28 protein-coding genes and 1 tRNA gene are annotated in these 26,670 nt (G+C 70.0%); 22 read left to right on the forward strand and 7 right to left on the reverse strand.

The annotated features are described in order from the left end of the window. The first annotated feature begins 29 nt into the window (after positions 1 to 29). Positions 30 to 920 (forward strand): bestrophin family protein, encoded by an 891-nt coding sequence (locus ACFE71_RS06005; protein ID WP_375427899.1) that lies wholly within the window; start codon positions 30 to 32, stop codon positions 918 to 920. Between the two features lie 290 nt (positions 921 to 1,210). On the opposite strand, the gene ACFE71_RS06010 is transcribed toward ACFE71_RS06005, so the two are convergent. Then, positions 1,211 to 1,756: a hypothetical protein gene (locus ACFE71_RS06010; RefSeq protein ID WP_375427900.1), complete on the reverse strand. Its 546-nt coding sequence runs from the start codon at positions 1,754 to 1,756 to the stop codon at positions 1,211 to 1,213. Between the two features lie 334 nt (positions 1,757 to 2,090). Between ACFE71_RS06010 and ACFE71_RS06015 the strand changes: the two genes are divergently transcribed. Next, positions 2,091 to 5,318, forward strand: a complete 3,228-nt coding sequence (locus ACFE71_RS06015) for a PAS domain S-box protein (RefSeq protein WP_375427901.1) — start codon at positions 2,091 to 2,093, stop codon at positions 5,316 to 5,318. Positions 5,319 to 5,346: 28 nt separating this feature from the next. Here ACFE71_RS06015 and ACFE71_RS06020 read toward each other — a convergent pair whose 3' ends face one another. Next, a complete protein-coding gene (locus tag ACFE71_RS06020) occupies positions 5,347 to 6,813 on the reverse strand; it encodes a sigma-54-dependent transcriptional regulator (protein WP_375427902.1) in 1,467 nt (488 codons plus the stop codon). A 135-nt stretch (positions 6,814 to 6,948) separates the two neighbouring features. Here ACFE71_RS06020 and ACFE71_RS06025 point away from each other — a divergent pair, with 135 nt between their 5' ends. The 6 genes from ACFE71_RS06025 to ACFE71_RS06050 all read left to right on the forward strand — a co-directional run bounded on the left by ACFE71_RS06025 (position 6,949) and on the right by ACFE71_RS06050 (position 11,013). After that, positions 6,949 to 7,071: an aa3-type cytochrome c oxidase subunit IV gene (locus ACFE71_RS06025; RefSeq protein ID WP_375427903.1), complete on the forward strand. Its 123-nt coding sequence runs from the start codon at positions 6,949 to 6,951 to the stop codon at positions 7,069 to 7,071. A 4-nt stretch (positions 7,072 to 7,075) separates the two neighbouring features. Next, entirely contained in the window at positions 7,076 to 8,218 is a 1,143-nt protein-coding gene (locus ACFE71_RS06030; protein ID WP_375427904.1) for an NAD(P) transhydrogenase subunit alpha, read from the forward strand. Further along, positions 8,215 to 8,508 carry a proton-translocating transhydrogenase family protein gene (locus ACFE71_RS06035; protein WP_375427905.1) on the forward strand — a complete coding sequence of 98 codons (294 nt, stop codon included), beginning with the start codon at positions 8,215 to 8,217 and terminating at the stop codon, positions 8,506 to 8,508. Before ACFE71_RS06030 ends, ACFE71_RS06035 begins: the two co-directional genes overlap by 4 nt. A gap of 23 nt (positions 8,509 to 8,531) precedes the next feature. Next, entirely contained in the window at positions 8,532 to 9,971 is a 1,440-nt protein-coding gene (locus ACFE71_RS06040) for an NAD(P)(+) transhydrogenase (Re/Si-specific) subunit beta (protein ID WP_375427906.1), read from the forward strand. A 92-nt stretch (positions 9,972 to 10,063) separates the two neighbouring features. Next, the gene (locus ACFE71_RS06045) at positions 10,064 to 10,900 is read left to right on the forward strand and encodes a winged helix DNA-binding protein (protein ID WP_375427907.1); all 837 of its coding nucleotides are present in this window, start codon (positions 10,064 to 10,066) and stop codon (positions 10,898 to 10,900) included. Between the two features lie 37 nt (positions 10,901 to 10,937). Continuing rightward, positions 10,938 to 11,013 (forward strand) — tRNA-Val (locus ACFE71_RS06050). Positions 11,014 to 11,017: 4 nt separating this feature from the next. Here the strand turns inward: ACFE71_RS06050 and ACFE71_RS06055 are convergent. Both ACFE71_RS06055 and ACFE71_RS06060 read right to left on the reverse strand, forming a co-directional pair. Continuing rightward, complete coding sequence (locus ACFE71_RS06055) at positions 11,018 to 12,469, reverse strand: M48 family metalloprotease (RefSeq protein ID WP_375427908.1); 1,452 nt, start codon at positions 12,467 to 12,469, stop codon at positions 11,018 to 11,020. A 38-nt stretch (positions 12,470 to 12,507) separates the two neighbouring features. After that, on the reverse strand, positions 12,508 to 13,107 hold the full coding sequence (locus tag ACFE71_RS06060) for a helix-turn-helix domain-containing protein (protein ID WP_375427909.1): 600 nt from the start codon (positions 13,105 to 13,107) through the stop codon (positions 12,508 to 12,510). A gap of 72 nt (positions 13,108 to 13,179) precedes the next feature. Between ACFE71_RS06060 and ACFE71_RS06065 the strand changes: the two genes are divergently transcribed. After that, positions 13,180 to 13,608 (forward strand): DUF6456 domain-containing protein, encoded by a 429-nt coding sequence (locus tag ACFE71_RS06065; protein ID WP_375427910.1) that lies wholly within the window; start codon positions 13,180 to 13,182, stop codon positions 13,606 to 13,608. 253 nt (positions 13,609 to 13,861) lie between these two features. After that, complete coding sequence (locus ACFE71_RS06070) at positions 13,862 to 14,026, forward strand: hypothetical protein (protein ID WP_375427911.1); 165 nt, start codon at positions 13,862 to 13,864, stop codon at positions 14,024 to 14,026. A 218-nt stretch (positions 14,027 to 14,244) separates the two neighbouring features. Here the strand turns inward: ACFE71_RS06070 and ACFE71_RS06075 are convergent, their stop codons facing one another. Next, positions 14,245 to 15,003: a hypothetical protein gene (locus tag ACFE71_RS06075; RefSeq protein WP_375427912.1), complete on the reverse strand. Its 759-nt coding sequence runs from the start codon at positions 15,001 to 15,003 to the stop codon at positions 14,245 to 14,247. Between the two features lie 82 nt (positions 15,004 to 15,085). Here ACFE71_RS06075 and ACFE71_RS06080 point away from each other — a divergent pair, with 82 nt between their 5' ends. The 6 genes from ACFE71_RS06080 to ACFE71_RS06105 all read left to right on the forward strand — a co-directional run bounded on the left by ACFE71_RS06080 (position 15,086) and on the right by ACFE71_RS06105 (position 21,386). Beyond that, positions 15,086 to 15,211 (forward strand): hypothetical protein, encoded by a 126-nt coding sequence (locus ACFE71_RS06080; protein WP_375427913.1) that lies wholly within the window; start codon positions 15,086 to 15,088, stop codon positions 15,209 to 15,211. A gap of 85 nt (positions 15,212 to 15,296) precedes the next feature. Continuing rightward, positions 15,297 to 15,965, forward strand: coding sequence for a glutathione S-transferase family protein (locus ACFE71_RS06085; protein WP_375427914.1), 669 nt, complete (start codon positions 15,297 to 15,299; stop codon positions 15,963 to 15,965). Further along, positions 15,962 to 17,074, forward strand: a complete 1,113-nt coding sequence (gene dapF, locus ACFE71_RS06090; protein ID WP_375427915.1) for a diaminopimelate epimerase — start codon at positions 15,962 to 15,964, stop codon at positions 17,072 to 17,074. The genes ACFE71_RS06085 and dapF overlap by 4 nt, the downstream gene beginning before the upstream one ends. A 52-nt stretch (positions 17,075 to 17,126) precedes the next feature. Next, the gene (locus ACFE71_RS06095; RefSeq protein ID WP_375427916.1) at positions 17,127 to 17,951 is read left to right on the forward strand and encodes an oxygenase MpaB family protein; all 825 of its coding nucleotides are present in this window, start codon (positions 17,127 to 17,129) and stop codon (positions 17,949 to 17,951) included. A gap of 93 nt (positions 17,952 to 18,044) precedes the next feature. Beyond that, entirely contained in the window at positions 18,045 to 20,558 is a 2,514-nt protein-coding gene (locus ACFE71_RS06100; protein ID WP_375427917.1) for a TonB-dependent receptor, read from the forward strand. A 96-nt stretch (positions 20,559 to 20,654) separates the two neighbouring features. Then, on the forward strand, positions 20,655 to 21,386 hold the full coding sequence (locus tag ACFE71_RS06105) for a Crp/Fnr family transcriptional regulator (RefSeq protein ID WP_375427918.1): 732 nt from the start codon (positions 20,655 to 20,657) through the stop codon (positions 21,384 to 21,386). A 141-nt stretch (positions 21,387 to 21,527) separates the two neighbouring features. Here the strand turns inward: ACFE71_RS06105 and ACFE71_RS06110 are convergent, their stop codons facing one another. Together ACFE71_RS06110 and ACFE71_RS06115 are read right to left on the reverse strand one after the other, a co-directional pair. Further along, on the reverse strand, positions 21,528 to 21,761 hold the full coding sequence (locus ACFE71_RS06110; RefSeq protein ID WP_375427919.1) for a WGxxGxxG family protein: 234 nt from the start codon (positions 21,759 to 21,761) through the stop codon (positions 21,528 to 21,530). 42 nt (positions 21,762 to 21,803) lie between these two features. Next, positions 21,804 to 22,037 (reverse strand): WGxxGxxG family protein, encoded by a 234-nt coding sequence (locus tag ACFE71_RS06115; protein ID WP_375427920.1) that lies wholly within the window; start codon positions 22,035 to 22,037, stop codon positions 21,804 to 21,806. 596 nt (positions 22,038 to 22,633) lie between these two features. Here ACFE71_RS06115 and ACFE71_RS06120 point away from each other — a divergent pair. From ACFE71_RS06120 to ACFE71_RS06145, 6 genes are all read left to right on the forward strand, one after another. Continuing rightward, on the forward strand, positions 22,634 to 23,125 hold the full coding sequence (locus ACFE71_RS06120; RefSeq protein WP_375427921.1) for a hypothetical protein: 492 nt from the start codon (positions 22,634 to 22,636) through the stop codon (positions 23,123 to 23,125). 56 nt (positions 23,126 to 23,181) lie between these two features. After that, on the forward strand, positions 23,182 to 24,465 hold the full coding sequence (locus ACFE71_RS06125; protein ID WP_375427928.1) for a DNA-packaging protein: 1,284 nt from the start codon (positions 23,182 to 23,184) through the stop codon (positions 24,463 to 24,465). Between the two features lie 158 nt (positions 24,466 to 24,623). Further along, a complete protein-coding gene (locus ACFE71_RS06130; RefSeq protein WP_375427922.1) occupies positions 24,624 to 24,830 on the forward strand; it encodes a hypothetical protein in 207 nt (68 codons plus the stop codon). A 109-nt stretch (positions 24,831 to 24,939) separates the two neighbouring features. Then, complete coding sequence (locus ACFE71_RS06135) at positions 24,940 to 25,377, forward strand: DUF2335 domain-containing protein (RefSeq protein ID WP_375427923.1); 438 nt, start codon at positions 24,940 to 24,942, stop codon at positions 25,375 to 25,377. Between the two features lie 131 nt (positions 25,378 to 25,508). Beyond that, a complete protein-coding gene (locus ACFE71_RS06140) occupies positions 25,509 to 26,096 on the forward strand; it encodes a hypothetical protein (protein WP_375427924.1) in 588 nt (195 codons plus the stop codon). Positions 26,097 to 26,218: 122 nt separating this feature from the next. Continuing rightward, positions 26,219 to 26,670 (forward strand): phage tail protein (locus tag ACFE71_RS06145; protein ID WP_375427925.1); only part of this gene is annotated, 452 nt, incomplete at its 3' end.

Consider the following 26,670-nt stretch of genomic DNA (forward strand, 5'->3'; position numbering starts at 1 on the left):
TCGTCGGGCGGGGATGTGAGGGGGCGACCGTGATAATCGATGCCAGGCCGCGCCTGACCAAGATCGTGGCGGACGTCTGGAGACCGTTGACCGCGCTGTTCCTGTGGGACTGCGCGGTCACGGCCTTCTACATGATTTCGCCGTTCAAGGGGCCCGAGCTGCCGCTGACGCTGTTCGGCACCGCGCTCGCGCTGTTCCTGGGATTCCGCGACAGCTCGGCGTACCAGCGCTGGTGGGAGGGGCGGACGCTGTGGGGGGCGATGATCAATTCGTCGCGCAGCCTGGCGCGGCAGACGCGCAACTTCCTGCCCGATCCGGAGGCGCGCGACCTGAAGCGGTCGATCGTGCTCCGCCAGATCGCCTATGTAAACGCGCTCCGCTGTCAGCTGCGCCGGCACCCCGATTTCCGCGCGGGCGAGTTGCTTCGCTTCTTGTCCAGGGGCGAGGCGGAGCCGGCGCTGAAGCGGTCGAACGTGCCCAACGGCTTGCTCGACGGCACGTCCAGGCGGATCGACGACGCGCGCCGGAAGGGATGGATCGACACGGTCCAGCAGGCATCGATGGAGGGCGTGCTGGTCGACATCGCCAACGCGCAAGGCGGCATGGAGCGGCTGAAGAACACGCCGTTGCCCAACCAGTACCGCTTCTTCCCGCAGCTGTTCACGCGGTTGTTCTGCATCCTGCTGCCGTTCGGGCTGGTCGAGACGCTCGGGGTCGCGACGCCGGTGGGATCGACGATCGCGGGGCTAATGTTCCTGGCGGTGCTCCAGATCGGCGACGACCTGGTCGACCCGTTCGCGAACACGGTCCACGACGTGCCGATGTCGGCCATGTGCCGCACGATCGAGATCGACCTGCTGGAAGCGATCGGCGACGAGGCGCCGGAGCCGCTTCAGGCGGAGAGGGGGGTTCTTTGGTAGGCGCCAGAGCGCACGCGCCGAGCGTAGCTCGAAGCGAGACGCCCAAGCCCGGCCTGAAGCGAGGCGCGCAGGCGAAGCCAGCGCGCCGGTGCCGAAGGCACGCGCAAGACCGACCGGCGTAGCGAAGCGTACGACCGACGACGCGGGTTTCACTCCCGCGTCCGCCCGCCGATCGGGCGCGGACGAACCGGCAATCCCCACCCCGAGGCCACGCCGCAGCGAAGCCGCGCCGTCGGTCGTACGCTGGCGCTACGCCGGCCGGGCTTGCGCGAGTCCTGATGCGGCGCGCGTCAGGCCGCGCTGCGCCCGCACGCCTCGCAACGCTTACCGCCCAACCGCTTCTCCAGCAGCTTGAGCTGCCGGAGAAGCGCGGCCTCGACGTCCGCCATCGGCACGTGCTTGGTCCTCGTTCCGCCCGGCCGCCGTTCGCCCGGCGGTCTGTTTGCCGCCGTGTCGCGCCGCTTCAGCAGCGCCAGCGCGAGATCGCGGTCGAGCGGCTCCCTGGTCGCGCACGTGGGATCGCCGATCAGCGGGTCGCCCCCCTCCCCCGCTCCGCCCCCGCCCGACCCGAACGCCGCCGCCATCAACCCCGCCTCGAGCAGCGCATAGCCCGTCGCCATCGCCTCCTCCCAGGAGCGGGCGAACTCGGCGTCGCGGCTGCGCAGGCGATAGAAGCTCGAATGCGCTGCCCCCGCCGCCCGGCACGCGCGATCGACGTTGGCGCTGCCCGCCAGTTCGTCGAGGAACGTCTGCCGCTTGGTCTTGGTCAATCGATATTCGCCCGTCGCGCGCTTCTGCAGCCCGCGATTGGCCGCGCCCCGTACCACATCCCCCATCGATGATCCTTTCCCGGCATCGTCGCGGCTTGCGTCGATATATGAACGAAACAGGAACAAATCCAACAATGCAAGCGTGGTTTGACGTCGGTGGGGGCCGCGCGGTCGGTGAAGCGGGGCATGGCGGCTTCGCGGCGTGGCGGTGTGCCTCTCACCCGTGCGCGGCGCGGCAGAGCCGCGAGCCTGCCCTGGCGAAGGCCGGGGTCGGTCGTAGGCTGCGCTACGCCGGCCGGGCTTACGCGGGTCCTAACGCGCCGCGCGTCGGGCCGCGCCGCGCCATTGTATTTTCACCGTCTGATGCGGCATGTGAACCCACGTTGATTTCGAGGTGCCGATGCAGTCCGAACCCACCGCCGTCTGGGAAGCCATGATCCAGTCGGACCCCGCGCCGATCTGCGCGTTCGACACCGCATATCGCCTCGTCGCGTTCAACCGGGCGCACAATGACGAGTTCCGGCGCGTCAACGGCTTCGACAGTAAGCTGGGCGACGTGTTCCCCGACCTGTTCGTCCCCGAACAGCGCCCCGTCATGCGCGCGCTGATGGCGCGGGCGCTGGCCGGGGAGACGTTCACGGCCGTGGAGGAGTTCGGCCGGGCCGCATTGGGCGTGCCGCATTGGGCGATCCGCTACACGCCGATCCGCGATGCGGCGGGCGCGGTCGTCGGCGCATACCACCGGGCGGAGGATGTCGGCGCGCGGCGGGAACTGGAGGCCGAACTGCGTCGTGCCCTCGAGCGGTTGGGCGAGTCGCGGGATGCGGAAACCGCCGCGGTCGCGCTGGCCGACGAGCGCGGGCGCGAACAGGTGGCGGTGCGCGAGAGCGAGCTGCGCTTCCGCACCATGGCCGACGGCGCGCCCGTGATGATCTGGGTCACCGATCCCAGCGGCCGTTGCACCTACCTGAACCGGCGCTGGTACGCGTTCACGGGCCAAACCGAGGGCGCGGGCGAGGCGTATGGCTGGCTCGACGCGGTCCACCCCGATGACCGTCCCGTGGCGGAAGAGGCGTTCGTCTCCGCCAATGCGGCGCGGCGCGACTACCGGGTCGAGTTCCGCATCCGGCGGGCCGACGGCGCGTATCGCTGGGCGATCGACGCCGCGGCGGCGCGCTTCGACGGCGACGGCGCTTACCTGGGCTATGTCGGATCGCTCATCGACATTGATGAGCGGCGCGAGGCGGAGGAGGCGCTGCGCCTGTCCACCGCGCGCGCGGAGGACCTGGCTGCCGAGCGGGCCGCGATCCTGGGGCAGCTGGCCGAGGGGGTGATCGTCACCGACCGGTCGGGGCGGATCACCTTCGTTAATGCGGCGGCCGAGCGGCTGCACGGCGTGGCGCGGCTCGACGTCGTGCCGGACGCCTATAGCGAGACCTATCACCTGCTGACGCCGGACGGCGATCCATACCCGCCCGAGCGGTTGCCGCTCGCGCGCGCGGTGCGGGACGGCGAGGTGGTTTACGACGAGCGGTGGCGCATCCGGCGACCCTGCGGTGGCGAGGTGCTGGCGATCGGCGGCGCGCGGCCCGTGCTGGACGCGGCGGGAACGCAGGTGGGCGCGGTGCTGACGCTGCGCGACGACACCGAGCGGTCGCGGGCGGAAGCGGCGATGCGCGAAAGCGAGGCGCGCTACCGCACGCTGTTCGAGGCGATCGAGGCGGGTTTCTGCATCATCGAGTTGCGGTTCGACGTGGACGGGCGCGCGGTCGACTATCGCTTCGCCGAGGTCAACCCGGCGTTCGAGCGGCAGACCGGGATCCGCGACGCCGTGGGCCGATGGGCGACGGAGGCCGCGCCCGGTCTGGAGCGGCATTGGTTCGACCTGTACGGCCGGGTCGCACTGACGGGCGAGCCGGCCCGTTTCGAGGAGGAGGCGGTGCCGCTCGGGCGCTGGTTCGACGTCCATGCGTTCCGGACGGGGCCTGAGGCCGAACGGCGCGTCGCGGTTTTGTTCAACGACATCACGGCGCGCAAGAAGGCGGAAGGATCCCTGCGCGCGCTGAACGCGCAGCTGGAGGAGCGCGTATCCGAACGCACCGCGGAGCGCGACGGGGCGTGGCGGCTGTCGCAGGATCTCCTGGCCGTCGCCGGCAAGGACGGCGCGTTGGCGGCCGTCAACGGGGCCTGGAGCGTGTTGCTGGGGTGGGAACCGGACGAACTCGTCGGCAGGCCCTTCGCCGAGTTCACGCATCCGGACGATCTCGAGGCGACGTTGGCGGCGTTCGCGGGCATCTTCGACGCGCCGCTGACCACGCCGTACGAATACCGGCTGCGTCACAGGGACGGCGGCTATCGCTGGTTCGCCTGGACGGGGGCGTTCGAGCGCGGCAGCGTCTATGCCAGCGGACGCCATACCACCCACGAGCGCGAGCAGGCGGAGGCGCTCGCGCAGGCGCAGGACGCGCTGCGCCAGGCGCAGAAGATGGAGGCGGTGGGGCAGCTGACGGGGGGCATCGCGCACGATTTCAACAACATGCTCGCGGTTGTGATCGGATCGCTCGACCTGCTCGGGCGGCGGCTGGGGTCCGACGACGCGCGCGCCCGGCGCTATGTCGACGCGGCGACCGACGGCGCGCGGCGCGCGGCGCTCCTGACGCAGCGGCTCCTGGCCTTTTCGCGGCAGCAGCCGCTCCGGCCCGAGGCGGTCGATATGGGGCGGCTGGTGACGGGGATGTCCGATCTGATCCGGGGGTCGATCGGCGGCGACATCCGCTTCGAGACCGTGGTGACGGGCGGCGGCTGGCGCACGTACGCCGACCCGAACCAGCTCGAGAACGTGCTCCTGAACCTGGCGGTGAACGCGCGCGACGCGATGCCGGACGGCGGACGGCTGACGATCGAGACGCAGAACGCGCATCTCGACGACCGGTATGCGGCGGCGCATCCGGGCGTGCCGGCGGGCCAGTATGTGCTGGTCGCGGTGACCGACACCGGATCGGGGATGCCCGAGGACGTGATCGCCAAGGCGTTCGACCCGTTCTTCACGACCAAGGCCGTCGGCAAGGGAACGGGGCTGGGGCTCAGCCAGGCCTATGGTTTCGTGAAGCAGTCGGGCGGGCACCTGAAGATTTATTCGGAACCCGGCCAGGGGACGACGGTGAAGGTGTACCTGCCGCGGTTGGTCGGGGCGGAACACGACGCGGCGGCGGCGGAGGCCGCGCCCGACCTGCCGCTCGGCGAGCGCGAGGAGCTGGTGCTGGTCGTCGAGGACGAGCCGGCGGTGTGGCGGTTCAGCGTCGATGCGCTGGGCGAGCTCGGCTACCGGGTGATCGAGGCCGACGGGGCGGCGGCGGCGCTCAGGTTGCTGGACGCGCATCCCGAGATCGCGTTGATGTTCACCGACGTGGTGATGCCCGACGTGAACGGCGCCAAGCTGGCCGACGAGGCGCGGCGGCGCAGGCCGGACCTCAGGGTGCTGTTCACGACGGGCTATACCCGGAACGCCGTGGTGCATAACGGCGTGCTCGACCCCGGCGTCGAGCTGATCGGCAAGCCGTTCACGATCGAGGAGCTGGCGGCCAAGGTCCGCGAGGTGCTCGATACCCCCCTGCCGGCGAGGGGGTAGGTCGGCCTTCCCACCCCCGCCCACGCCGCTAGGCCGCGTTGTCGATCCCCAGCTCGCCGAGCTTGCGGTACAGGGTCGACCGCCCGATCCCCAGCCTGCGCGCCACCTCGGTCATGCGGCCCCGGTAATGGCCGATGGCCAGGCGGATGACGTCGGCCTCGATCTCGTCGAGCTGGCGCATGTTGCCGTCCGGGCGGAACAGGGTAACGCCGCCGCCGCCGGGGGGCGCGACGGGGCCGGCGGGGGCCGCTGCGCCGACGCCGGCCGGTCCGCGGCCGGACGCGGCGGCGATCTGGGGGAAATCGGCGCGGGTGAGCGCGTCGCCCTCGCACAGGACGGCGGCGCGGAAGAGCACGTTCTGGAGCTGGCGGACGTTGCCGGGCCAGCCATAGGCCGCGAGCAGCTGGAGCGCGTCGTCGGTGATGCCCAGCGGTCGCAGCCCCGGCTGCTGCGCGATCCGCGCGAGCAGGTGGCGGGTCAGCGCCGGGATGTCGCCGGTGCGGTCGCGAAGCGGCGGGATCGCCACCTGGACGACGTTCAGGCGGTAATAAAGGTCCTCGCGGAAGCGGCCGGCCTCGACCTCGTCGGCCAGCTTCTTGTCGGTGGCGGCGATCACGCGGACGTCGACGGCGCGCGGGTGGCGCGCGCCCACGGGGTGGACCTCGCCCGACTGCAGCACGCGGAGCAGCTTCAGCTGCGCGTCGGGCGGCATCTCGCCGATCTCGTCCAGGAACAGCGTGCCCCCGTCCGCGTCCGCGAACCGCCCGACCTTCCGCTCGAAAGCGCCGGTAAACGCCCCCCTCTCATGCCCAAACAACTCCGACTCAACAAGGTTGGGGGGGAGCGCGCCGCAATTGACGGCGACCATGGGCTTCTTGGCGCGGGGGGAGGCGGCGTGGATCGCCTCGGCCACGACTTCCTTGCCGACGCCGCTTTCGCCTTCGACCAGAACGGGAATGCGGGCGCGCGCGGCCTTGGCGGCGATGGCGAGCGCGGCGCGGAACTGGGGGGCGGAGCCGACGATCTCGTCGAACGCCAGGAGGGCGGGAATTTTCTCGGTCAGGGGGCGCAGTTCGCCCGCGGCGGTGCCCGCGACGGCTGCCTCGAGCGCGGCGAGCAGGCGGTCGGGGGCGAGCGGTTTGACCAGGAAATCCGTGGCCCCGGCGCGCATTGCCGACACGGCGGCGGCGACCGAGCCGTTGGCGGTGAGCATTAGGATGGGGAGCGACGGGCGGCGCGCGCGGAGTTCCGCGATGAGACCGGGAGCGGTCATCGCGCCCTCCGCGACGGCCTCGTCGTCCTCGGCGGCCCAATGGTCGAGCAGGACCGCGTCGAGCTGCATCCCGTCTTGGGTGCCGAGAGCGGCGATCGCCTGTTCACCCTCGGCCGCGAAAATGGCGCGCCACCCGGCGCGCGCGGCGAGGGCGGCGACCAGGCGACGCTGGGCGGGCTCGTCGTCGATCAGGAGCAGCAGGCGCTGGCCGTTGCGCGTCATTCTTCTCACCCTATTGGTCGGGCGAGGTCTTACGCATGGGGCGGTAAAGGGCGGCTTAAGCCGGGAGGCACGGGGTTGAGACTGGGGCGGGTACTCCCTAGGGTGACGTGATCGATTTTTTCTGGAACCGGACGCATGGCGCAAGACAACGACCTGAAGAGCCACGAGCACACCTATTCGCGCATGATGACCATGTTTAAATACGGCACGATCGCGGTGGTGATCATCGCGGCACTCGTGGTTTGGCTGATCTCGTAGCCGCATGAGGATCGCCGTCCTTACCGAGCGTGCGGACGGCGAGCGCCGCGTCGCCGCGACGCCGGAGACCGTGCGCAAGCTCCTGGCGTTGGGAGCGACGGTGGCGGTAGAGGCGGAGGCGGGAATGGCCGCGTCGTTCGACGATGCCGGCTATGCCGCGGCCGGGGCCGAGATCGGCGATCGGCCGACGGTGCTGGCCGGGGCGGAGGTGGTCCTGGGCGTCCAGGGGCCGGATTCGGCTGGGCTGGCGGGCGTCGCCCCGGGGGCTTGGGTGGTGGCGACGATGAACCCGTTCGGCGACGGCGGGCGGGCACGGGTCGACGGCTATGCGTCCGCCGGGCTCGAGGCGCTGGCGATGGAGCTGATGCCGCGTATCACGCGGGCGCAATCGATGGACGTGCTGAGCTCGCAGTCAAACCTGTCGGGGTACAAGGCGGTGCTCGACGCGGCGGCGGAGTATGGCCGCGCGTTCCCGATGATGATGACGGCGGCGGGGACGGTGTCGGCGGCGCGGGTGTTCGTGATGGGGGTTGGCGTGGCCGGGCTCCAGGCGATCGCGACGGCGCGCAGGCTGGGCGCCCAGGTGTCGGCGACGGACGTGCGATCGGTCACGCGCGAGCAGATCATGAGCCTGGGCGCGAAGCCGGTGTTCGTCGAGGGGGTGGCCGGGATCGAGCGGGAGGGCGCGGGCGGATATGCCGGCGAGACCAGCCCCGAGTACCAGGCGGCGCAGGCGGCGCTGGTGTCGGGGCATATCGCCAAGCAGGACATCGTGATTACCACCGCGCTGATCCCCGGACGTGCCGCGCCCAGGCTGGTGTCGGACGCGCAGTTGGCGACGATGCGGAGCGGTTCGGTCGTGGTCGACCTGGCGGTGGAGCAGGGCGGGAACGTCGAGGGATCGGTCGCGGGCGAGGTGGTGGAGCGGCACGGCGTGCGTGTGGTTGGGCACCGCAACGTGCCGAGCCGGTTAGCGGCGGATGCGAGCGCGCTGTACGCGCGCAACCTGCTCAATTTTCTGAGCGCGTTCTGGGACAAGGATGCGGGACGGCCGGTGCTGGATGCCGAGATCGGCGATGCGATCCGGCTGACCAAGGGCGGGGCCGTGGTGAATGCGCGCCTGACCAACTCAGGGTTGAACATATGACGTTCATCGCGATCCTGTCGATCTTCGTGCTGGCGTGTTTCGTCGGATATTTCGTGGTGTGGGCGGTGACGCCTGCGCTGCATACGCCGTTGATGGCGGTGACGAACGCGATCTCGTCGGTGATCATCGTGGGCGCGCTGGTCGCGTCAGCGGCGCAGGGGTCGCTGGTCGCGAAGGGATTGGGGCTGCTGGCTGTGGTGCTGGCGAGCGTCAACATCTTCGGGGGGTTCGCCGTCACGGCGCGGATGCTGGCGATGTACAAGAAGAAGGAACGGCCGGTCGCGAAGTGAGCGGTCCGGCGGGGGGACGGTAGATGCACGAAGTCGCGGGGAACGCCTGGGTAGCGCTGGCCTATCTGGTCGCGGGGGTGTGCTTCATCCTGTCGCTTCGGGGATTGTCGTCGCCCACATCGAGCCAGCGGGGGAACCGGCTGGGGATGATCGGGATGGCGATCGCGGTCGTAACGACGCTCGTGACGCACGAGGTCGCGTCGTTGCCCGAGATCCTCGTCGCGATTGGTATCGGTGCCGCGATCGGGCTGGTCACCGCCCGGCGGATCGCGATGACGGCGATGCCGCAGCTGGTGGCGGCATTCCATTCGCTGGTCGGGCTGGCGGCGGTGCTGGTCGGGGCGGCCGCCTACCTGAACCCGGTGGCGTTCGGGATCGCGGACCTGGTGCGCGGGATCGCGCCGGGTGCGGGCGCGCTCACGGTGATCGAGCGGGTGAGTCGGGTCGAGCTGGGGCTGGGCGTCGCGATCGGCGCGCTGACCTTTTCGGGGTCGGTGATCGCGTTCCTTAAACTGAACGGCAACATGGGCGGCAAGCCGATCCTGCTGCCCGGTCGGCATTGGATCAACCTGGCCCTGCTGCTGGCGATCGCGTTCTTCCTATTCGGCTTTTTTGCGTCGCAGTCGCCGATCGACTTCTGGATGATCGTCGCGCTCTCGTTCGTGATCGGGTTCCTGCTGATCGTGCCGATCGGCGGGGCGGACATGCCGGTCGTGGTGTCGATGCTGAACAGCTATTCGGGCTGGGCCGCGGCGGCGATGGGATTCACGCTGGGCAACACCGCGATGATCATCACGGGCGCGCTGGTCGGGGCGTCGGGGGCGATCCTGTCCTATATCATGTGCCGGGCGATGAACCGGAGCTTCGTGTCGGTCATCGCGGGCGGTTTCGGGACGGTGGCGGATGCGGGCGCGTCAGGCGGAGCCGTCGACCGGCCGTGGAAGCGCGGGAGCGCCGAGGACGCGGCGTTCCTGATGAGCCAAGCCGAGCAGGTGGTGATCGTGCCCGGATACGGGATGGCGGTGGCGCAGGCGCAGCATGCGCTGCGCGAGATGGGCGACCGGTTGAAGGCGGAGGGCGTGCGCGTGAAATACGCGATCCATCCGGTCGCGGGGCGGATGCCGGGGCACATGAACGTGCTGCTCGCCGAGGCCAACGTGCCGTATGACGAGGTGTTCGAGCTGGAGGACATCAACTCGGAGTTCGCGCAGACCGATATCGCGTTCGTGATCGGGGCGAATGACGTGACCAATCCGGCGGCCAAGACCGACAAGAGCTCGCCGATCTACGGCATGCCCGTGCTGGACGTCGAGCGCGCGCGGACGGTGCTGTTCATCAAGCGGTCGATGGGTGGCGTGGGCTATGCGGGCGTCGATAACGAATTGTTCTACCGCGACAACACGATGATGCTGCTGGCCGACGCCAAGAAGATGGTCGAGGAGATCGTGAAGGCGCTGGGCTGACCGGGGGCTAGGTGGTGAGGCCGGAGCGGGATTGATCCGAAGCGGAGCGGGTTCAGGTGGAACGGGCGTGGGGGAGCGGAGAGGTGTCGGGGATGACCGATCCGCGCGACCCCGACCCCGCCCGCTTCGACGCCGCGCTGATCGGGGGCGACCTGTCGCGCGGCGAGGCGGCCGTGACCGCCGCCGGCGGCCGCGTGGTGGCGCGGCTGCGGTGGGGTGACGCCCTGGACCTGGACGCCGACGATCCCGGCGAGCGGCGTCCGGTGCTGGTGGTCGAAGCCGAAGGCGCGGACGAGGCGACGCTCGCGCAGGCGCTGCCCGCGATCGCCGGGGCGGCGGAGGCGTTCCGATGCGCGGTGGTGGCCGCGTTCGACGCGCTGTCGATCGACGTGGTCGCGGCGAACCTGTGGGGGCCGCGGGTCGAGCTTCTCTGCCAGCCGGGGCTCGCCGAGCGCGCCGCGGCGCTCTCGCGCGCGACTTCGGAGCCCGAGCCGCCCGCCGGGGTTCGCGAAGGCGACGAGGCGGAAGACGGACCCGCCTTCGAGGCGGAGCCGCCGTCGCACGGGGAAGGCGACGACGATGATCTGAATGCGGCGGCGATCCGGCGCGCGATAAGGGCGCGGCGGATGCGGGGTGGTTTCTTCGCGCCGGGGCTGTTCTCCGATCCCGCATGGGACATGCTGCTCGACTTGTATGCCGCCGAGGCGGAGGACATGCCGGTGTCAGTGTCCAGCCTGTGCATCGCATCGGCGGTCGCGCCCACCACCGCGCTGCGCTGGATCGCACGGTTGACCGAGGACGGACTACTCGACCGCCGACCGGACGCCACGGATCGCAGGCGCGCGTTCATGGCGCTGACTGAGGTCGCGCGGATCGGGATGCGGCGCTATCTGGTGAGCCTCAAACGCGCTGGGTTGTCGATCGGGTAGTTGCGTGCAGACGCCCGCTTGGGCAAGGTGATGACGCGGGCGCTTAGCTCAGTTGGTAGAGCGTTTCCTTTACACGGAAGATGTCGGCGGTTCGAGCCCGTCAGCGCCCACCATTCCTTAGTAGGTGACGAGCTTGACCTTCTCGCCGGGACGTAGCGGCTCGTTCGGGGCAAGGCGGTTGAGGACGAGGAAACGGTCTAGCTGCGCGTCGGGATAGGCCATTCGGCGGCTCAAGGTATCAGGCGTATCGCCCGCGCGGACGGTCGTCACACGGACGAAGCGGGGCCTGATCGCAGCGGACTCGGCGCGCGGGAGGCGGCGGAGGGATCCGAAAGCGGGCTCCAGGGCGGCGGACTGGCCGATCGCGGTGAAATGGACGGCCTGGGTGGCCGAGAGCTGGTAGGCAAAGACGACGATGCCGACCTGGGTTTGGCCGCTCGCCGCGCGGAATTGGGTATAGGCGACGGGGATGCCATTCACGGTCATCCGTTCGGCGGGGGCCGAGGCGTTCGCGCCGAGCGTGCGGACGACGCTCGCCACATACGCGTTCAGGTCGCCCGAGAACGGCGCGGCCGAAAACTCGGCTTGTGCGCCCTGGCCCGCGATCCGGACCGAGCGGGTGGTGTTGGAGAGGGTAAAGCCCTGCGGCACCTCGAAGGCTAGGCCGAGGTCGGGGTGTAGGAACCGGCGGCCCTCGACGACGCCCTGGCGGGGGTTCTCACCGTACATCATGCCGTCGATCGCGGACAGGAACACGTCGCGGTTGCGGGCAGCGGCGGGAGTGGCTCCGGCGGGCGCGACCCGAGCCGCTTGCGCCTCGGCGTTGCGGACGCGCGAGCCGGGATCGGGATGGGTGCTCGCCCAGCGCGGCGTCGCCGACTGCGCCCGGCCGGTGAGCTCACCCTGGAGCGCGGTCTGGTCGGCGAGCGATTCCAGCATGGTCGACAGCGCGAGCGGGTCGTAGCCCGCGCTCGCGAGATAACGAACGCCGAGATTGTCCGACTCCGTCTCCTGCCCGCGCGAAAAGCCGAGCGTCGCGAGCTGCGCACCCGCGCCGATCCCGCGCCCGAGCAGCCCGCCGACCGTCGAGTTGCCTGTCACCGCGCCGACGATCGCCTGGCCGAGCGCGCCCAGGACCGAGTTGCGCTGAGCGGTGCTCTGGCGGCGCTGGCTGTGGCGCGCGGCGACGTGCGCGACCTCGTGGCCCAGGATGGCGGCGAGCTCGGCCTCGTCGTTCATCAGCGTGACGAGGTTGCGGGTGACATAGACATAGCCGCCGGGGATGGCGAAAGCATTGTCGAGCGGGCTGTCGAGCAGGGTGACGTTGAACGCGGTCGGGCTGGCGCTGAGGCCCGAGCGGGTGGCGACGCGGCGGCCGACCTGTTCGACATAGGTCGCCTGACGGCCGGTGAGCGCGCCACCGTACTCGGCGGTGAGCGACGCGTTGGTGGTCGCGCCCTGCTGGCGTTCCTGCGCGGTGATCGGCGCGACGCGGCCCGATTGCAGCGCGTCCGACTGGGCGAAAGCGGGAGTGGAAAGTAGCAGGGCGAGCGGGAGATATTGACGCATGATAAGCAAAACATCGGCAAGCGTAACGAGTTCCCCGGTCAGCTTAGGGTTCTCACCAGCCGGACGGCGCAGGCGATCCAGGGCGGGTCGATCACGACCTGCTGACGAGCGCCGTGGCCGGGTGGCAGGACCAGGAGCCGCGTCGAGCCGTCGGGGCCGTCCTCGCGGGCGATGAGGCGGCCGAACAGGAAGCGGCCGACGGGGCGGGGGACGAGGACGTCGCGGCTGAGCGCGGCGGCGAAGCGGGCGGGGCTCAGCATCTCGCACCAGATCTCGTCACCGGCAAAATGAGCGCCGACGCCCGTGGTCGCGATCACCGCGACGAGACCGGGCGCGGGCGTCGGCGGGACGACCAGCCGGGCGCGACGCGGCGCGCGCGCGCCGTCGCCGTCCAGGAGCGCGGCGACGGGCAGGTCGGCGCGGGCGGGCAAGCGAACCAGATCGGCGGGTGCGACATCCAGCGCCGATGCGATGCGACGGAGCCAGGGGAGCGACACGGTGCGGGTGCCGCACTCGAGCCGGCCGATCGTCTGGGGCGTGGTGGGGGGCAAGCAGGCGGCGGCGACTTGTTCGAGCGTGAGGCCCTTGGCGCGGCGGACTTCGCGGATGGTGGTGATCGTGACGATGCTCCTAACCAAGGTGGTTTCTTCGCTGTCCTACAAGATCGATGCCGTGGCAAGCCGGCCTGCGACTCGGATGGAGGACGGCGGATGAAGCGGGAACTGGCGGAAAGGACGGTCGAGCGGCGGCGCGTCATGGTGAACCTGGGCGAGTCGCCGCTCGGCTGGCTAGCGTCGCGCGGGCTGGCAAGCCCACGGCAGCTGGCGGCGGGCGAGCGCCTGCGCGTCGATTACGAGCGGGCGGGTGTTGCCCCGAGCGTGACGATGCGTTGGAGCGAGCGCGTGGATGGGGGGAGCGACGGAGCGGATCCGACGGCGGCGCGGATCGCGGCCAAGCGCCGCTTCGACGCCGCGATGGCGGCAGCCGGACCGGGCTTGAAGGACGTAGCATGGCGCGTGGCCTGCGCCGGCGAGGGACTGCCCGCCGCCGAAAAGGCGCTGGGTTGGCCCGCGCGCGCCGGACGCCTGGTGTTGCTGCTGGCGCTGGACCGGGTGGCGGACCATTACGGAATGAAATGAGGGGAGGGTTGCGGGACGCGGCTCCGGACGACTCCGACCAAGGGAGATGACAGGCGCTTTCCGGCTATTCGGGCCTCCCACCCCTGCGGACGTGCACTTACGGCGGCGGACGGGACAATGATGTTAGCATGGCGCGCGATGGATCGCATACAAGGTAACCGAGGATTATCTCCTCCGCCGCGGACCGCTCACGGTCAAGCTGGAGCGGACGCTCGACCAGCCATCGATCAACGACCAGAGGCACCGCAAGACCATGATGCTGTTCCTGAGGGGGCTGACGCGGCTGCGCTCTGCTCCGAAATTCCTGCCCCTCTGCGCCGAGATCGGTATTATTGATTATCGGCGAGCGGCCGATGTCCGGCCAGACTTCCTAAACTGGCCGAGTCCCGTAAGCGAACCAGTTCAAACGCTCGCCTAGCACCTTCTGCTCACGTCGATCATCAGACCCACAACCTTGGCCCGCGCTGATTATTCGGCTTGGGTATCCGATGTCGGCCTAGCGCGGACGTTGTTGCGGAACGTGAACTGAAGGCGGCTCTCGGAAGCGTCCGACGCCGGCCCGAATACAAAGAACAAGTGTCCGGCTACCGATCAGCGACGAACAAACGCCGCAAGTTGATCACACGCCAGCTTCTTCTACTCCGACCGGTCGAAGGTGATGCGGATGCGGACCCAGGCGCCGATCAGGGGACGGCCACCGATGCGGGGCGGACGGACGCGGAATTGCCAGGCGGCCCGGCGCATCGCGCGCGCCAGACCGGAGCCGACGGGGGATTCGGACAGGGCGCGGCAGTTCTCCACCTGGAAGCGTTCGGTCGTGCGGCAGGCGATGGTGGCCCAGCTTCCGGGCGGCGCGCCGATGGCAGGGAGGTAGCCGGTCAGCTGCGCGTTCGAGGGCCGGACCTGCCATTCCGCATTAAATAACCGCTCGCCGCCCGGGCCCTCGCCCGGACCATAGGCGGACGCGGTGTCCGTACCGGCCGCGGACTCGCCCGCTTCGTCCGCGCTACTGCGGCCTTCGGTGGAAAGCCGACCGATGTCGCTGCGGGCGAACTGGTCACCGCGCAGGGTCAGAATGTCGGGGAAGAGCGGCGCGGGGGTGTCGGGCGGGCTAGGGATCGGCGGCGGGGGACGCGGGGTGGGCGGCGGCCGGCCAGTAGTGGCGCGTTCGGAAGTGGCGGTGAGGTTCTTCACCGCGCCTGTCGTCGGGGTCGGGGCCGACACGTCGAAGGTATTCAGGTCGGATTTGGGCGCGCGCATCGGCGAGGGCATCAAGCCGAGCCGCATGAGCGCGAGCAAGATGAAGGCGGCGGCCGCCAGCGCGAGCAGGAGGGCGGGGAACCGCCCTCGCCAGCCCGGGCGATGCCGGTACGCGTGGTCGAGGGCGGTCCGCATCAACGGACGCTTTATCTTTCGGGGCGGTGCCGGACAATGCGGCGGACGCGTAAGACGTGCGTTATCCGGGCGGAGACTTGCCATGAACACCCATGACCCCGACCCGACCGAGACTGTGCCGGACGATGCGCCCGCCGAGCACGAGCCCGCTTCGGAAACCGAGCGCATCGAGGAGGACGGAGAGCCGTTGGGCGCGAACTTCGCCTAGTTCTTTCCGGCGCGAGGCGCGGATGCTTGCCGCCGGGCGTCGGGCGGGGAATAGCGGCGCGGTTGAGATACGGGAGCATGCGCCGATGATCATCTATGGTTCGACGATTTCGCCGTTCGTGCGCAAATGCGTAGCATTCGCACGCGAAAAAAATGTCGAGATCGAGGTTCGTGCGGCGGGTATGGGCCGCGGCGGGCCCGATTTCGAGGAGGCGTCGCCGTTCCGCAAGATGCCCGCGCTGCGTGATCCGGGAGCGGATGGCGGACGCGACTTCACCATCTCCGACTCGACCGCGATCGTGCATTATATCGACGCCAAGCATCCCGAGCCGAACCTGATCCCGCTGGAGCCGATCGCGCGCGCCAGGACGATCTGGTACGAGGAGTTCGGCGACACGATCGTTATGGCGGCAGGCGGCAAGCTGTTCTTCAACCGCTTCGTGGGTCCGAAGGTCCTGAAAGGCGGGTTCGACGCAGGGATCGCCGATGCCGCCGAGCGCGACGAGCTGCCGCCGATCCTGGCCTATCTCGAGAGTGTCATCCCCAACAGCGGGTACCTGGTCGAGGACCGGTTTACGCTGGCGGACCTAGCGGTCGCGGCGCCGCTGGCCAATGCGTCCTGGGTAGGGGCGGCGATCGACGGGACACTCTATCCGCGGACCGCCTCGTATGTCGAGGCCATACTGGCGCGGCCGTCGCTCGCCGATCTGGTGGAGCGCGACCGGGCGATCGTCAGGGGCATGATGGAGGCGTGAGGATCGCCTTTACCAAATGCCACGGGGCGGGGAACGACTTCGCGCTCGTCGATGCGCGGGGGTCGGTGCTCGCGGACGAGGTTTGGGCGGGCGCGGCGCGTGCGCTTTCTGACCGGTCGGGGCCGGTCGGGAGCGACGGGCTATTGCTGCTGACGGACGGGGGGGGCGCCCACGCATTCGGGATGCGTATGTTCAACCCGGACGGGACAGAGGCGGAAACGTGCCTGAACGGTCTGCGCTGCGTCGCACGGGCGGGGTTCGAGGCGTTCGACCTTAGGCGGGCTTTCGTCAGGCTGGCGACGAGCGAAGCCGAGGTGGCGGTGGATCACGAACTTGCGCCCGGCGTCTACACCGTCGAGGAAAGGGCGGGGCCGGCGAGGCTCGATGTGCTCGCGTGGCCGATGTCCATAGGAATCGATCGAGTGGTCGATGCGGTCGTGGGGCCATTGTCACCGAGCCTGCGCTTCACGGCTGTAGCAATGCCAAATCCGCACCTGATCGCGTTCGTCGAGGCGGTCAACGACGTCGCGCTGGTAAGGATGGGGCTGCTCTGCGAGGCGGCGCCGGACTGGTTGCCGAACCGGGCCAATGTCTCATTCGTGGAGACGCGCGAGGGGGGGTTGTTCGTGCGAACGCATGAGCGAGGGGCCGGGCTGACCGACGCGTGCGGTAGCGCGATGGCGTCGACGGCGGTCGCGGCGGGGCTGACGGGGCGGGCGGCGTTCGGAACGGCGATCACGGTCAGCAGCCCGGGCGGGCCGGTGCGCGCGCGGGCGGAGGCGGACGGGTTGGTAACGCTGTCGGGAAACGCAACGTTCGAATGGACGGGCGAGGCGGAGGTCGACCTGGCGGTCGGGCGCGTGGTCGGGCTGGTCGTCACGGCCCGGTTCGAGGCGGAGATCGCGGCCTGGGACGCGGCGCGGCTGGACCCGGCGGCGGCGTATGGGCGTTCAAGACCTTCTGATTTGTGGAAGGGGTTTATGGGCGACCACAAGAAGAAGGGCGATTTCGCCAAGAACGGCGTCGGCGGGAACAAGAAACAGGATAATTCGGACAACACCCGCAGCAAGGACAATAATCAGAACGCCGGCCATGGCGGGCACGAATAGTCCGGGCGGCCCATGAAGCCGCTTTCTGGCCAAGCGCTTACATCGGATGGATATGGTGTCGGTGAAGCAGGGGATCGCGCGGCGCGTGGAGGCGTTGCTGGGGTCGGGCGAAGTCGACCTCGCGCGGGCCGACGGCGATGTCGGGCTGTTCGGGCCGGGATCGGCGAGCTGGGTGGTGCATGGCGATTTCTCGAGCATGTTGATCGGCGGCGTGAGCGCGCTGCTCGTGCAGATGCTCCATCCCCGCGCCCTGGCCGGAATCTGGGACCATTCCGGATTCCGCCGGAACATGGTCGGGCGGCTGCGGCGGACGGCGCAGTTCGTCGGGGTCGCGACCTATGGCTCGACACCCCAGGTCGAGGCGGCGGTCGCGCGGGTCAGGCGGGTGCATGGGTCCGTGCGCGGCGCGCTGCCCGACGGTACGCCCTATAGCGCGGACGATCCCGCGCTGCTCACCTGGGTGCACGTGGCGGAGGTGGACGCGTTCCTGCGCGCGCACCTGCGCTACCGCGACCCGTGGTTCCCGCCCGAGCGGCAGGACGCGTATCTGGCCGAGCAGGCGCGGCTCGCGCGGATGCTGGGCGCGGGCGACGTGCCGGAGACGCGCGGGGAGCTCCAGGCGTATTTCAGGCGGGTGCGCCCCGAACTCAGGGCCGACGAGCGAACGCGCGAGGTGTCGCGACTGATGCTCGCGCAGCCATCCCCCAGCCTGGCGACCGCGCCCGCCAACGCGCTGATGCTGAGGGCGGGCGTGGACCTGCTGCCGGGCTGGGCGCGGCGGATGCACGGGCTGCGCGTACCGTTTCCCGGCGCACCCGCGGTCCGGGCCGGGGCGCTCGGGGTCGGCGGCGTGCTCAGGTGGGCGATGGCGCGGTGAGCGGCCGCGCAAGTTGTGCTTGGGACGCATCTAGTTTGCATGGGTTGATCGCCTAGCAAATCAGTGGAGATTGCGACGCGTCCGGAGGTGCCCATGCCGTTTTTCACCGCGTTATTGATCGCCCAGGCGACGGCCGTGCCCAACGTGCCGCCTCCGGCCGATCCGCGCCAGGATGCGAAGGCGGAGGTGGAGACGCTCGGGCCGGTCGCGGCGGTGACGGCGGGTGATGTCGTCGTCACCGCGCGGCGGCGGACGGAGTCGGTGCAAAAGGTGCCGATCGCGGTGTCGGTGATCGGCGAGTCCGCGCTGATCGCCACGGGCTCCTACAACGTGTCGCGGTTGACGCAGATCCAGCCGTCCCTGCAGTTCTATTCGACCAATCCGCGCAATTCGGCGGCGAACATCCGCGGGCTGGGCGCGCCGTTCGGGCTGACCAACGACGGGATCGAACAGGGCGTCGGCATCTATGTCGATCAGGTTTATAATGCGCGGATCGCGGCGGCGACGTTCGATTTCACCGACACGCAGCGGATCGAGGTGCTGCGCGGGCCGCAGGGGACTTTGTACGGGAAGAACACCACGGCGGGGGCGATCAACGTGACCTCGCGCCCGCCGAGCTTCGAGCCGGAAGGGCGCGTCGAGCTGACGGGGGGCGATCTCGACTTCTTTCAGGGAAAGGCGTCGGTGTCGGGGCCGATCGTCGACGACAAGCTCGCGGTCAGGCTGTCGACGTCGATCACCTCGCGACGCGGCACGATCTACAATGCGCGGACCGACAAACACCAGAACGCACAGGATAACCGGAGCGTCCGGGGGCAGTTGCTGTGGCGGCCGAGGGAAGGCGTCGATCTTACCCTCTATGCCGATTACAACCGGCAGGATCCGGAATGCTGCGTGCAGTATTACGTGCGGACGGGGGCGACGCAGCGGCCGTTGAACCGGCAATATGCCGCGCTCGCGGCGGCGCAGGGGTACGCGGTACCGTCGACCGACCCGTTCGACCGGGTGACCGACATCGACTCGCCGCTGCGCGCCAAGCAGGAATTGGGGGGCGTATCGCTGGTGGCGAATTGGGATGTCGGCCCCGCGACGCTGACGTCGGTGACCGCCTGGCGATATTGGGATTGGCTGCCGTCGAACGACCGCGATTTCATCGGGTTGCCGATCACGCCCAAGGTCAACAACCCGTCGCAGCAAGAGCAGTTCACGCAGGAGCTTCGCCTCGCCTCCAACGGCGCCGGGGCGCTCGATTACGTCGCCGGGCTGTTCTATTTCGATCAGCAGATCGACACGCAAGGGGTGCAGGTCCAGGGGCCCGCGGCGAGCCGTTACCTGCTAGGTCCGCCGGCGGCGGGCTGCACGCCCACGAGCACCGCCAACGCCTGCGATCCGGCGGTCCTGGACGGCCTGACCTCGACCAACACGATCGGGTTCACCAACACCAGCGCGGCGCTGTTCGGGAAGCTGACCTGGCGCGTCACGGACCGGCTGTCGGTGTCGCCGGGGCTCCGGCTGAATTACGACAAGAAGGACGGGTCGTACGTGTCGGTCGTGACCACGGGCGCGGGCGGCTTGCTGAATTGCAGCCAAGCCGCGCAAGGGGCGAGCACGGTCACGCGCGACCGGTGCGGCGTCCTGGCGCCGCAAAGCTACCGGCCGAAGTTCGACCAATGGAACCTGTCGGGCGACTTCACGGTCGCCTACGCCGCCACCGACGACGTGAACGCGTATGCGACCTATGCCCGGAGCTACAAGTCGGGGGGGATCAACCTGTCGGGGCTGCCGCTCGACGCCGCCAACGACCCGATCCTCGCGACCGCGACCGTCCGGCCGGAGAAGGTCGACCATTTCGAGCTGGGGCTGAAGACGCAGTTCCTGGACCGGCGCGTGACGGTGAACCTGGCGGCGTTCCGGACGGAGATCGCCAACTATCAGGCGACGGTCAACAACCAGCAGGTGAACGTGATCCGCGGCTACCTGGCGAACGCGGGCAAGGTGCGCACGCAGGGGCTGGAGGCGGATACGGCGTTGCGGCCGACCGACCGGCTGTCGCTATATGCCAACGGGGCGTTCACCGACGCGAAGTACCGCCGGTTTCCCAACGCGCCGTGCCCGCCCGAATTGTCGGGCGGCCCGGCGCTGGGCGTCGACGCGAATGGCGCGGTGGTGGGGACGCCCGGCGCGGCCGGACAGCCCGGCGGGGCGAGCCCGCCATTCTGCGACATATCGGGACAGGTGCTGCCCGGCATATCGAAATGGGCGTTCTCGTACGGGGCGGAGTACAACCTGCCGGTCAGGCCGTTCGGGGCGGCGGGGTTCGCCTATGCCGGGTTCGACGGGAGTTATCGCTCGCGCTTCTCGAGCAACCCGTCGCGATCGGCCTATACCGAGATCGGCGGCTATTCGATCGCGAATTTCCGGGTGGGGTTCCGCGAGGCGGACGCATCCGGGAATAGCGGGGGATGGAACGTGTTCGGCTGGCTGCGCAACGCGTTCGACGAGGAGTATTTCGACGTGCTGGCGACGCAGGCGGGGAGCACGGGGCTGATCGTCGGCCAGCCAGGCGATCCACGCACCTACGGCTTGACGGTCAGCCGGCGGTTCTAGGGAGCGGATCGCCGAAGGAGAATGCCCGGCGGGGTAAAACAAGTTGTTGTGTTCCACCGACCGACCGATCATCTGTTACGCGGGGGGAACGGTTTCATGGTCGGGAACGAGGACGGGAACGGATTGGAGCGGCATGACCCGCTGCGCCAGCTATTCCTGGACGGGGGCGAGGCGCGGACGGTGCTTCGCGGCGAGCGGCTCCACCTCGCGGGAGAACCGTCGGCGTATGTCCATCTGCTGGTGAAGGGCTGGGTCGGGCGGTCGCGGTCGACCGAGGCGGGCGACGCGGCGTTCACGGCCGTCCATATCGGGGGCGACATCGTCGGCGCGGACGGGCTGGTGAACGAGCGGGTCGATGACGACCTGTTCACGCTGAGCGGCGGCGTGATCCGGAAGCTGCCCGCGGACGTCGTGCGTGACGCGGTGGCGCGCGACCCGGCGGTGGCGGCCTCGCTGCTCCGGCTGCTCGCGGCGGAGACCGGGTTCCTGCGCGAGGCGCTGTTCGCGGTGGGGCGGCTGTCGAGCGGGGAGCGGCTGGCCACGTTCCTGCTCCAGACGTTCCACCGGTTGGTGCGGGCGGGACTGTTGTCGCCGGACGCCAGGCGTTTCCCGCTGCCACTGACGCAGACCCAGCTGGCGGCGGTGACGGGGGTGACGGCGGTGCATTTGAACCGGGTGCTGCATATGCTGCGGAACGTGGGGTGCGTGGAGGTCGGGGGCGGGTTCGTGCGGATCGACGACATGGCCGCGCTGAAGCGCGAGACGCATGCCGGGCCGGTGGGACCGAAGGCGCGGGCGGCGCTGAACGGTACGGCGGAGTCGCGATAGGTCCGGACCCCGGGCGCGATCCCGGGGTGTCGGTGTTTTCACGCCGGGTTTCCATTTCGGGGCGGGATCAGCGACGGCGGCCGGCGCCGCCGCGTCCGATGGCGACCCGAAGCAGCCGTCCCGCGTCAGCCCGCACCCGGATCAGCGGTTGGTCCGCTTATCGACATCGACATGCACCTGGCGCTTGCGCGGGATAAGGCCCGCCAGTCCGAGCAGTCCGAGAAGACCCCACGGGAAGCGGTCGTCGTCCCGTTCGGTGTCCTGATAGGTGGTCGTGGTCGCGGTGTCGCCGGTGGCCTGAGCCGAAGCCGTGGCGGGGGTCAGGGCGATGAGCAGGGCGGCGCCGGCGACGGCGGTGAGGGATTTGGTGGGCATGGAATCATCCTTGGGTTTGTCGGGCGGGGTCATGACGGGACGTCAGCGACGGGCGTCGTCGGTGACGACATGATCGTCCCGACGCCTGAGACCGAGCAATCCCGCAAGGCCGAGCAAGCCGAGAAGATCCCAGGGAAAACCGTCGTCGTCGCCCCGTGCCGACCGATCCTGGGTTTCGGTGGTCACGCCGGTATCGTTATAGACCTGTTGGGCCGTCGCGGCTGGTCCGATGAACGTCAAGGCCGTGGCCGCGCATGCGGCAATCACCCTTGTCATGAGTGGTCCTCCTGTTTCTTCGATGGGTCGCAAACCGGCCGTCAAAGTCCAAAGTTCCGAAAAAACTGTATGATCCAAGTTGTCGGCGTGATCGCGGACCGGCGATCCAGGCCGGCTTTCGGCGGATCGCGCCGGGCATCACGGCGAGGGTCCGGGTTCGGGTGAGGTACGCTCGTTTGCGCGCGGAGAAGAAGCGGGACCCCGGGTCGAGCCCGGGGTGACGGGCGATGGAACAGCCCTTACCCCCGTCGTCACCCCGGGCTTGACCCGGGGTCCCGCTTTTTTCCTTGCCGTGGGTCGGGGGGCGCTTTCACCGGTCGCGCTGGTTGAAGAAGGGGCGTCGCGGCGAAGCCGCGCCGTCGGCCAGTGGGCGCGGGCGGGCGCGCCACTGCCGGCCGAGCGGGAATAACCTGGACGGTTATTCCCGCTTGACAGCGTCACGCTGTTTGGGTACAAAACAGGAACGTCGAGAATTACCGATTCGGGCTAGGGGGTCCGGTCGGTGGGTCCGACGATCGGAAACATGGAAGGCCGGTGATGCGGGCGGGGTGGCACCCCGGTCGGGTCGCCGGCCTTTCGCGCGTGGGGGATGGATGATGGGCGGCATCGCGGGCGGGGTGAATCGGGCGCTGCAGCGGCGTGCGGATGGCGGGCCGCGGCGGTTGACGGCGGAGCGGCGCAAGCTGTTCCTGGACGAGCTGGGCGCGACCTGCAACGCGACGCGGTCGGCCAGGGTCGCGGGGGCGTGCGTGGACGCATTTTATCGGTGCCGCCAGCGCGACGAGGCGTTCGCGGCGGCGTGGGAGGCGGCGATGGCGACGGGCTATGCGCGGCTGGAGGCCGAACTGCTGGCCGCCGCGCTGGGCGAGAAAGCGGGGAGCGGAGAGGCGGGGAGCGAAACCCCTCCGGCGATCGACCGGGCGCTGGCGTTGTCGCTGCTGGGGCGGCGCGACGCCAAGGCGCGGTCGGGGAACCCCGGCGGGTTCGGCCGGGTCAGCCGCGCCCGTCACATACCGATGGCCGACGTCGAGGCCGCGCTGCTGCGCCAGCTTGTCCTGCTGGAGAAGCGGTTGGGGAAGCGGGCTTGACCGCGCGGGTTTGCGGCAGGGGCCAGGCGGTCAGGTCGCTCACCGCGTTGGCGCTGATGGAGCGGCTGGCGGAACATCCGGCGGTCCACTGGCTGCCCACCCTGCGGCGGACGGGCGAAGCGAACCTGCGCGTGCTGGAGGCGGATTGGAGGACCTGGGCTCTGCCGGGCCAGCGCGCGCCGGGCCCCTGGCGCATCTGGCTGATCCGCGCGGGGCGCGGGTTTGGCAAGACGCGCGCGGGGGCCGAGTGGATCAGCGAGATCGCGCGCACTACCCCCGATGCCCGCATCGCGCTGGTCGGCGCAACGGCGGGGGAGGTCAGGCGGGTGATGGTGGAGGGCGAGAGCGGGCTGCTGGCGTGCCGGCGGCACGGCGGGGAGGTATGCTGGAAGCGGGGGCAGGGCCTGTTGGTGTTCGGGTCGGGCGCGCAGGCGCAGGTCTTTTCGGCCGAGACGCCGGACGGCCTGCGCGGGGCGCAGCACCATGCCGCCTGGTGCGACGAGATCGCCAAATGGCGGTATGGCGAGGCGGCGTGGGACAATCTGATGATGGGTTTGAGGTTGGGCGACGAGCCCCGGGTCGTGGTGACGACGACGCCCCGGCCCAATAACCTGATGCGCAAGATCATGACGACCAAGGGGGTGGTCGAGACGACGGGGCGGACCCGGGATAACATCCACCTGCCACCCATGTTCGTCGAGGCCATGGAGGAGAGTTACGGTGGCACGGCCAAGGGTCGCCAGGAGCTCGACGGCGAGCTGATAGAGGAGATCGAGGGCGCGCTGTGGTCGCGCGACCTGATCGAGCGGGCCCGGGTGGACGCGCATCCCGAGCTGGCGCGGGTCGTGGTGGGCGTCGACCCGCCCGCGACCGCCGAGGGCGACCTGTGCGGGATCGTGTGCGCGGGGCTGGGGCATGACGGGTTCGGGTACGTGCTGGAGGACGCCAGCGTGGGCGGGCTGACGCCCGAGGGCTGGGCGGCGGCGGTGGTCGCCTGCGCCGAACGCTGGGGCGCGGACCGGGTGGTCGCCGAGCGGAACCAGGGCGGCGATATGGTGACGAGCGTGTTGCGCGCGGCGGACAAGGCGCTGCCGGTCAAGACGGTCCATGCGAGCAAGGGCAAGGTGGCGCGCGCGGAGCCGGTGATGACGTTCTACGAAGCCGGGCGCGCGTTCCATGCGGGGCGGTTCCCGGCGTTGGAGGACGAATTGTGCGGGCTTCGCATCGGCGGCGGGTACGAAGGGCCGGGGCGCTCGCCCGACCGGGCGGACGCGTGCGTGTGGGCGCTGACGGAGCTGCTGGGCAAGCCGGTGCCGGTGGTGGGGGTGCGGGTGTTGTGAGGGGAGCGTCGGTTCACCCGGCCTTTACCGGGCGCATGTGAAACAGGGGCAATGGATGGGCGTTAGGGTGCGGTGGTGAGACTTGCTGGGTCTTGCTGGAACACACGGGTTGGTTGTATGTCGATGCGACGGACAGATCGGAAGAGGAGGAACGTGCGATGGCCAAGCTGAACGGACGGGTTCGTCGCCGATCGGCGTTCGGGCTGATGCTCTCGGGCGCGGCGACCATCACTTTCGATCAGCGCATGCGGCGCAAGCCGGCTCGTGGATCCACCCAGGACGGGGTAGCCGACGCGTGGACGACGGTCGGACGCTACCTCCGCGGCGCGACCACACAAGGCGTGCGCGAGATCGATACTGCCTGAGCCGACGCCGCCCGACCGGAACCGATCCAGGAGCGGATCGGGCACCGCCGGTGAGATCGAAACCAGGCAGGTAGGCACGACCCAGACCGACAACGACCGGACTACCGATATGGCGCTGGAGCGGCTGACGCCGCTGGTGGCCGCCGAGAACATGTCGCAGGTGGGCGCGATCGTCGCCGAGACGATCACGGAAATAACCACGCATCATTCGGGGCCTTTGCCACGAGCGCGCGATCTGGCCGAATACAAGCAAGTGGATGCCAGTTTCGCCGAGCGGATCGTCCGCATGGCGGAAAAGGAGCAGGATCATCTTCATGCGGTTGAGATGACGGTGATCGAGCGGGACCACCGCCTGAAATCGCGCGGACAGCAGTTCGCGCTGGCGGCCGCGTTCATGATCCTGCTGTTCGCCGCGTATCTCGCCTTTACCGGCAATACGGACATGGCGGGCAAGGTGGCGATCGGCACGTTGATCGGGGTCGTGGGCATCTTCGTGAGCGGGCGCGTAGTCGACGCGGTCGCCGAACGCGGGCGCGAAGAAGACTAGGATCGGGATTCAAGGGCGGGCGCGATCGGCGCTTCGCCCGTCACGGACTGCGATGGGGCGTCCGACACAGTTTTGGGGGAACAGGGATGAAATAGTTCGGTCGGAAGGCCGGGCGCGATGAGTCGCGTCCGGTGTTGGCGCGTGGGAACGGGGTGGCCCTGGGGGAGTGGCCGCGCACTTACGAGGCGCAGGTGCGCGACGGGTATTGCCTGAACGCGGTGGCGCAGCGGGCGGTCAGGCTGGTGGCGGAGGGGGTGGCGTCCGCGCCGATCGAGGCTTCCGCGCCCGAGCTGGCGGCGCTGGTCGGCGCGCGGATCGGGGGGCGGCCGTTCCTGGAGGGGGTGGCGGCGCAGATGCTGCTGCATGGGAACGCGTTCGTCGCGGTGATGCGGGGTGCCGAGGGGGGCGTGGAGGGGCTGAGCGATGGCGACGTTGGTGTTGACGACGGTCGGCGGGCTGGTGGGCGGGCCGGTCGGCGCGGCGCTGGGCGGGATCCTGGGCGGGGCGGTCGACCGGCGGCTGCTCGGCCCCAAGCGGCGCGAGGGTCCGCGGCTGGCCGAGCTGGCGGTGCAGACGTCCTCCTACGGGACGCGGATACCGCTGTTGTTCGGGACCATGCGGGTGGCGGGGACGGTGTTCTGGGCGACCGACCTGGTCGAGCGGCGCGGGCGCACGGGCGGGGGCAAGGGCCGGCCGGCGACGACCGACCATGGTTATAGCGCGAACTTCGCGGTGCTGCTGTCGGCCAGGCCGATCCTGGGGGTGGGACGCATCTGGGCGGACGGCAAGCTGCTGCGCGGCGCGGGCGGGGACTCCGGCGGCGCGGGGGCACGCCTATGCGGTGTTCGAGGGATTGGAGTTGGCGGATTTCGGCAACCGGATCCCGTCGCTGACCTTCGAGGTGACGGCGGATGCCGGGCCGGTCGGGATCGGCGCGATCGCGCGGTCGCTGGCGGGCGAGGTCGACGCCGATGTCGCGCCGATGCTGGACGGGTTCGCGGCGACGGGCGGGAGCGTGCGCGCTGTGCTGGAGGTGCTGGCGCGCGCGGGCGGGGCCGACGTCGCGACCAGGGGGTCCAGGGTGGAGCTTCGCGACCGGCCGGCGCGGGTGGTCGAGCTGGACGATGCGGGCGTGGCCGCCGAGGGCCGGGTCGCGCGGCGGCGGCGGACGCTGGCGCCCGCCGACACGGCCGCGCGCGTGGTGACGGTCGCGCATCACGACCCCGCGCGCGACTGGCAGGTCGGGGTGCAGCGCGCGGGCCGGCCCGGGACGGGCGCGGGCGGGCGGACGGA

Origin of the sequence: uncultured Sphingomonas sp. (assembly GCF_964237155.1) — a bacterium.
GTDB lineage: Bacteria > Pseudomonadota > Alphaproteobacteria > Sphingomonadales > Sphingomonadaceae > Sphingomonas.

What these genes read in the sequence shown, in the direction of transcription:
- ACFE71_RS06080 (WP_375427913.1), top strand. Translation starts at nt 15,086, where the DNA reads ATGAACACCCATGACCCCGACCCGACCGAGACTGTGCCGGACGATGCG.
- ACFE71_RS06040 (WP_375427906.1), top strand. Translation starts at nt 8,532, where the DNA reads ATGCACGAAGTCGCGGGGAACGCCTGGGTAGCGCTGGCCTATCTGGTC.
- ACFE71_RS06025 (WP_375427903.1), top strand. Translation starts at nt 6,949, where the DNA reads ATGGCGCAAGACAACGACCTGAAGAGCCACGAGCACACCTATTCGCGC.
- ACFE71_RS06110 (WP_375427919.1), bottom strand. Translation starts at nt 21,761, where the DNA reads ATGCCCACCAAATCCCTCACCGCCGTCGCCGGCGCCGCCCTGCTCATC.
- ACFE71_RS06125 (WP_375427928.1), top strand. Translation starts at nt 23,182, where the DNA reads ATGGAGCGGCTGGCGGAACATCCGGCGGTCCACTGGCTGCCCACCCTG.
- ACFE71_RS06015 (WP_375427901.1), top strand. Translation starts at nt 2,091, where the DNA reads ATGCAGTCCGAACCCACCGCCGTCTGGGAAGCCATGATCCAGTCGGAC.
- ACFE71_RS06130 (WP_375427922.1), top strand. Translation starts at nt 24,624, where the DNA reads ATGGCCAAGCTGAACGGACGGGTTCGTCGCCGATCGGCGTTCGGGCTG.
- ACFE71_RS06035 (WP_375427905.1), top strand. Translation starts at nt 8,215, where the DNA reads ATGACGTTCATCGCGATCCTGTCGATCTTCGTGCTGGCGTGTTTCGTC.
- ACFE71_RS06075 (WP_375427912.1), bottom strand. Translation starts at nt 15,003, where the DNA reads ATGCGGACCGCCCTCGACCACGCGTACCGGCATCGCCCGGGCTGGCGA.
- ACFE71_RS06100 (WP_375427917.1), top strand. Translation starts at nt 18,045, where the DNA reads ATGCCGTTTTTCACCGCGTTATTGATCGCCCAGGCGACGGCCGTGCCC.
- ACFE71_RS06070 (WP_375427911.1), top strand. Translation starts at nt 13,862, where the DNA reads ATGATGCTGTTCCTGAGGGGGCTGACGCGGCTGCGCTCTGCTCCGAAA.
- ACFE71_RS06045 (WP_375427907.1), top strand. Translation starts at nt 10,064, where the DNA reads ATGACCGATCCGCGCGACCCCGACCCCGCCCGCTTCGACGCCGCGCTG.
- ACFE71_RS06065 (WP_375427910.1), top strand. Translation starts at nt 13,180, where the DNA reads ATGAAGCGGGAACTGGCGGAAAGGACGGTCGAGCGGCGGCGCGTCATG.
- ACFE71_RS06085 (WP_375427914.1), top strand. Translation starts at nt 15,297, where the DNA reads ATGATCATCTATGGTTCGACGATTTCGCCGTTCGTGCGCAAATGCGTA.
- ACFE71_RS06055 (WP_375427908.1), bottom strand. Translation starts at nt 12,469, where the DNA reads ATGCGTCAATATCTCCCGCTCGCCCTGCTACTTTCCACTCCCGCTTTC.
- ACFE71_RS06115 (WP_375427920.1), bottom strand. Translation starts at nt 22,037, where the DNA reads ATGACAAGGGTGATTGCCGCATGCGCGGCCACGGCCTTGACGTTCATC.
- ACFE71_RS06010 (WP_375427900.1), bottom strand. Translation starts at nt 1,756, where the DNA reads ATGGGGGATGTGGTACGGGGCGCGGCCAATCGCGGGCTGCAGAAGCGC.
- ACFE71_RS06135 (WP_375427923.1), top strand. Translation starts at nt 24,940, where the DNA reads ATGGCGCTGGAGCGGCTGACGCCGCTGGTGGCCGCCGAGAACATGTCG.
- ACFE71_RS06030 (WP_375427904.1), top strand. Translation starts at nt 7,076, where the DNA reads ATGAGGATCGCCGTCCTTACCGAGCGTGCGGACGGCGAGCGCCGCGTC.
- ACFE71_RS06105 (WP_375427918.1), top strand. Translation starts at nt 20,655, where the DNA reads ATGGTCGGGAACGAGGACGGGAACGGATTGGAGCGGCATGACCCGCTG.
- ACFE71_RS06020 (WP_375427902.1), bottom strand. Translation starts at nt 6,813, where the DNA reads ATGACGCGCAACGGCCAGCGCCTGCTGCTCCTGATCGACGACGAGCCC.
- ACFE71_RS06120 (WP_375427921.1), top strand. Translation starts at nt 22,634, where the DNA reads ATGGGCGGCATCGCGGGCGGGGTGAATCGGGCGCTGCAGCGGCGTGCG.
- ACFE71_RS06095 (WP_375427916.1), top strand. Translation starts at nt 17,127, where the DNA reads ATGGTGTCGGTGAAGCAGGGGATCGCGCGGCGCGTGGAGGCGTTGCTG.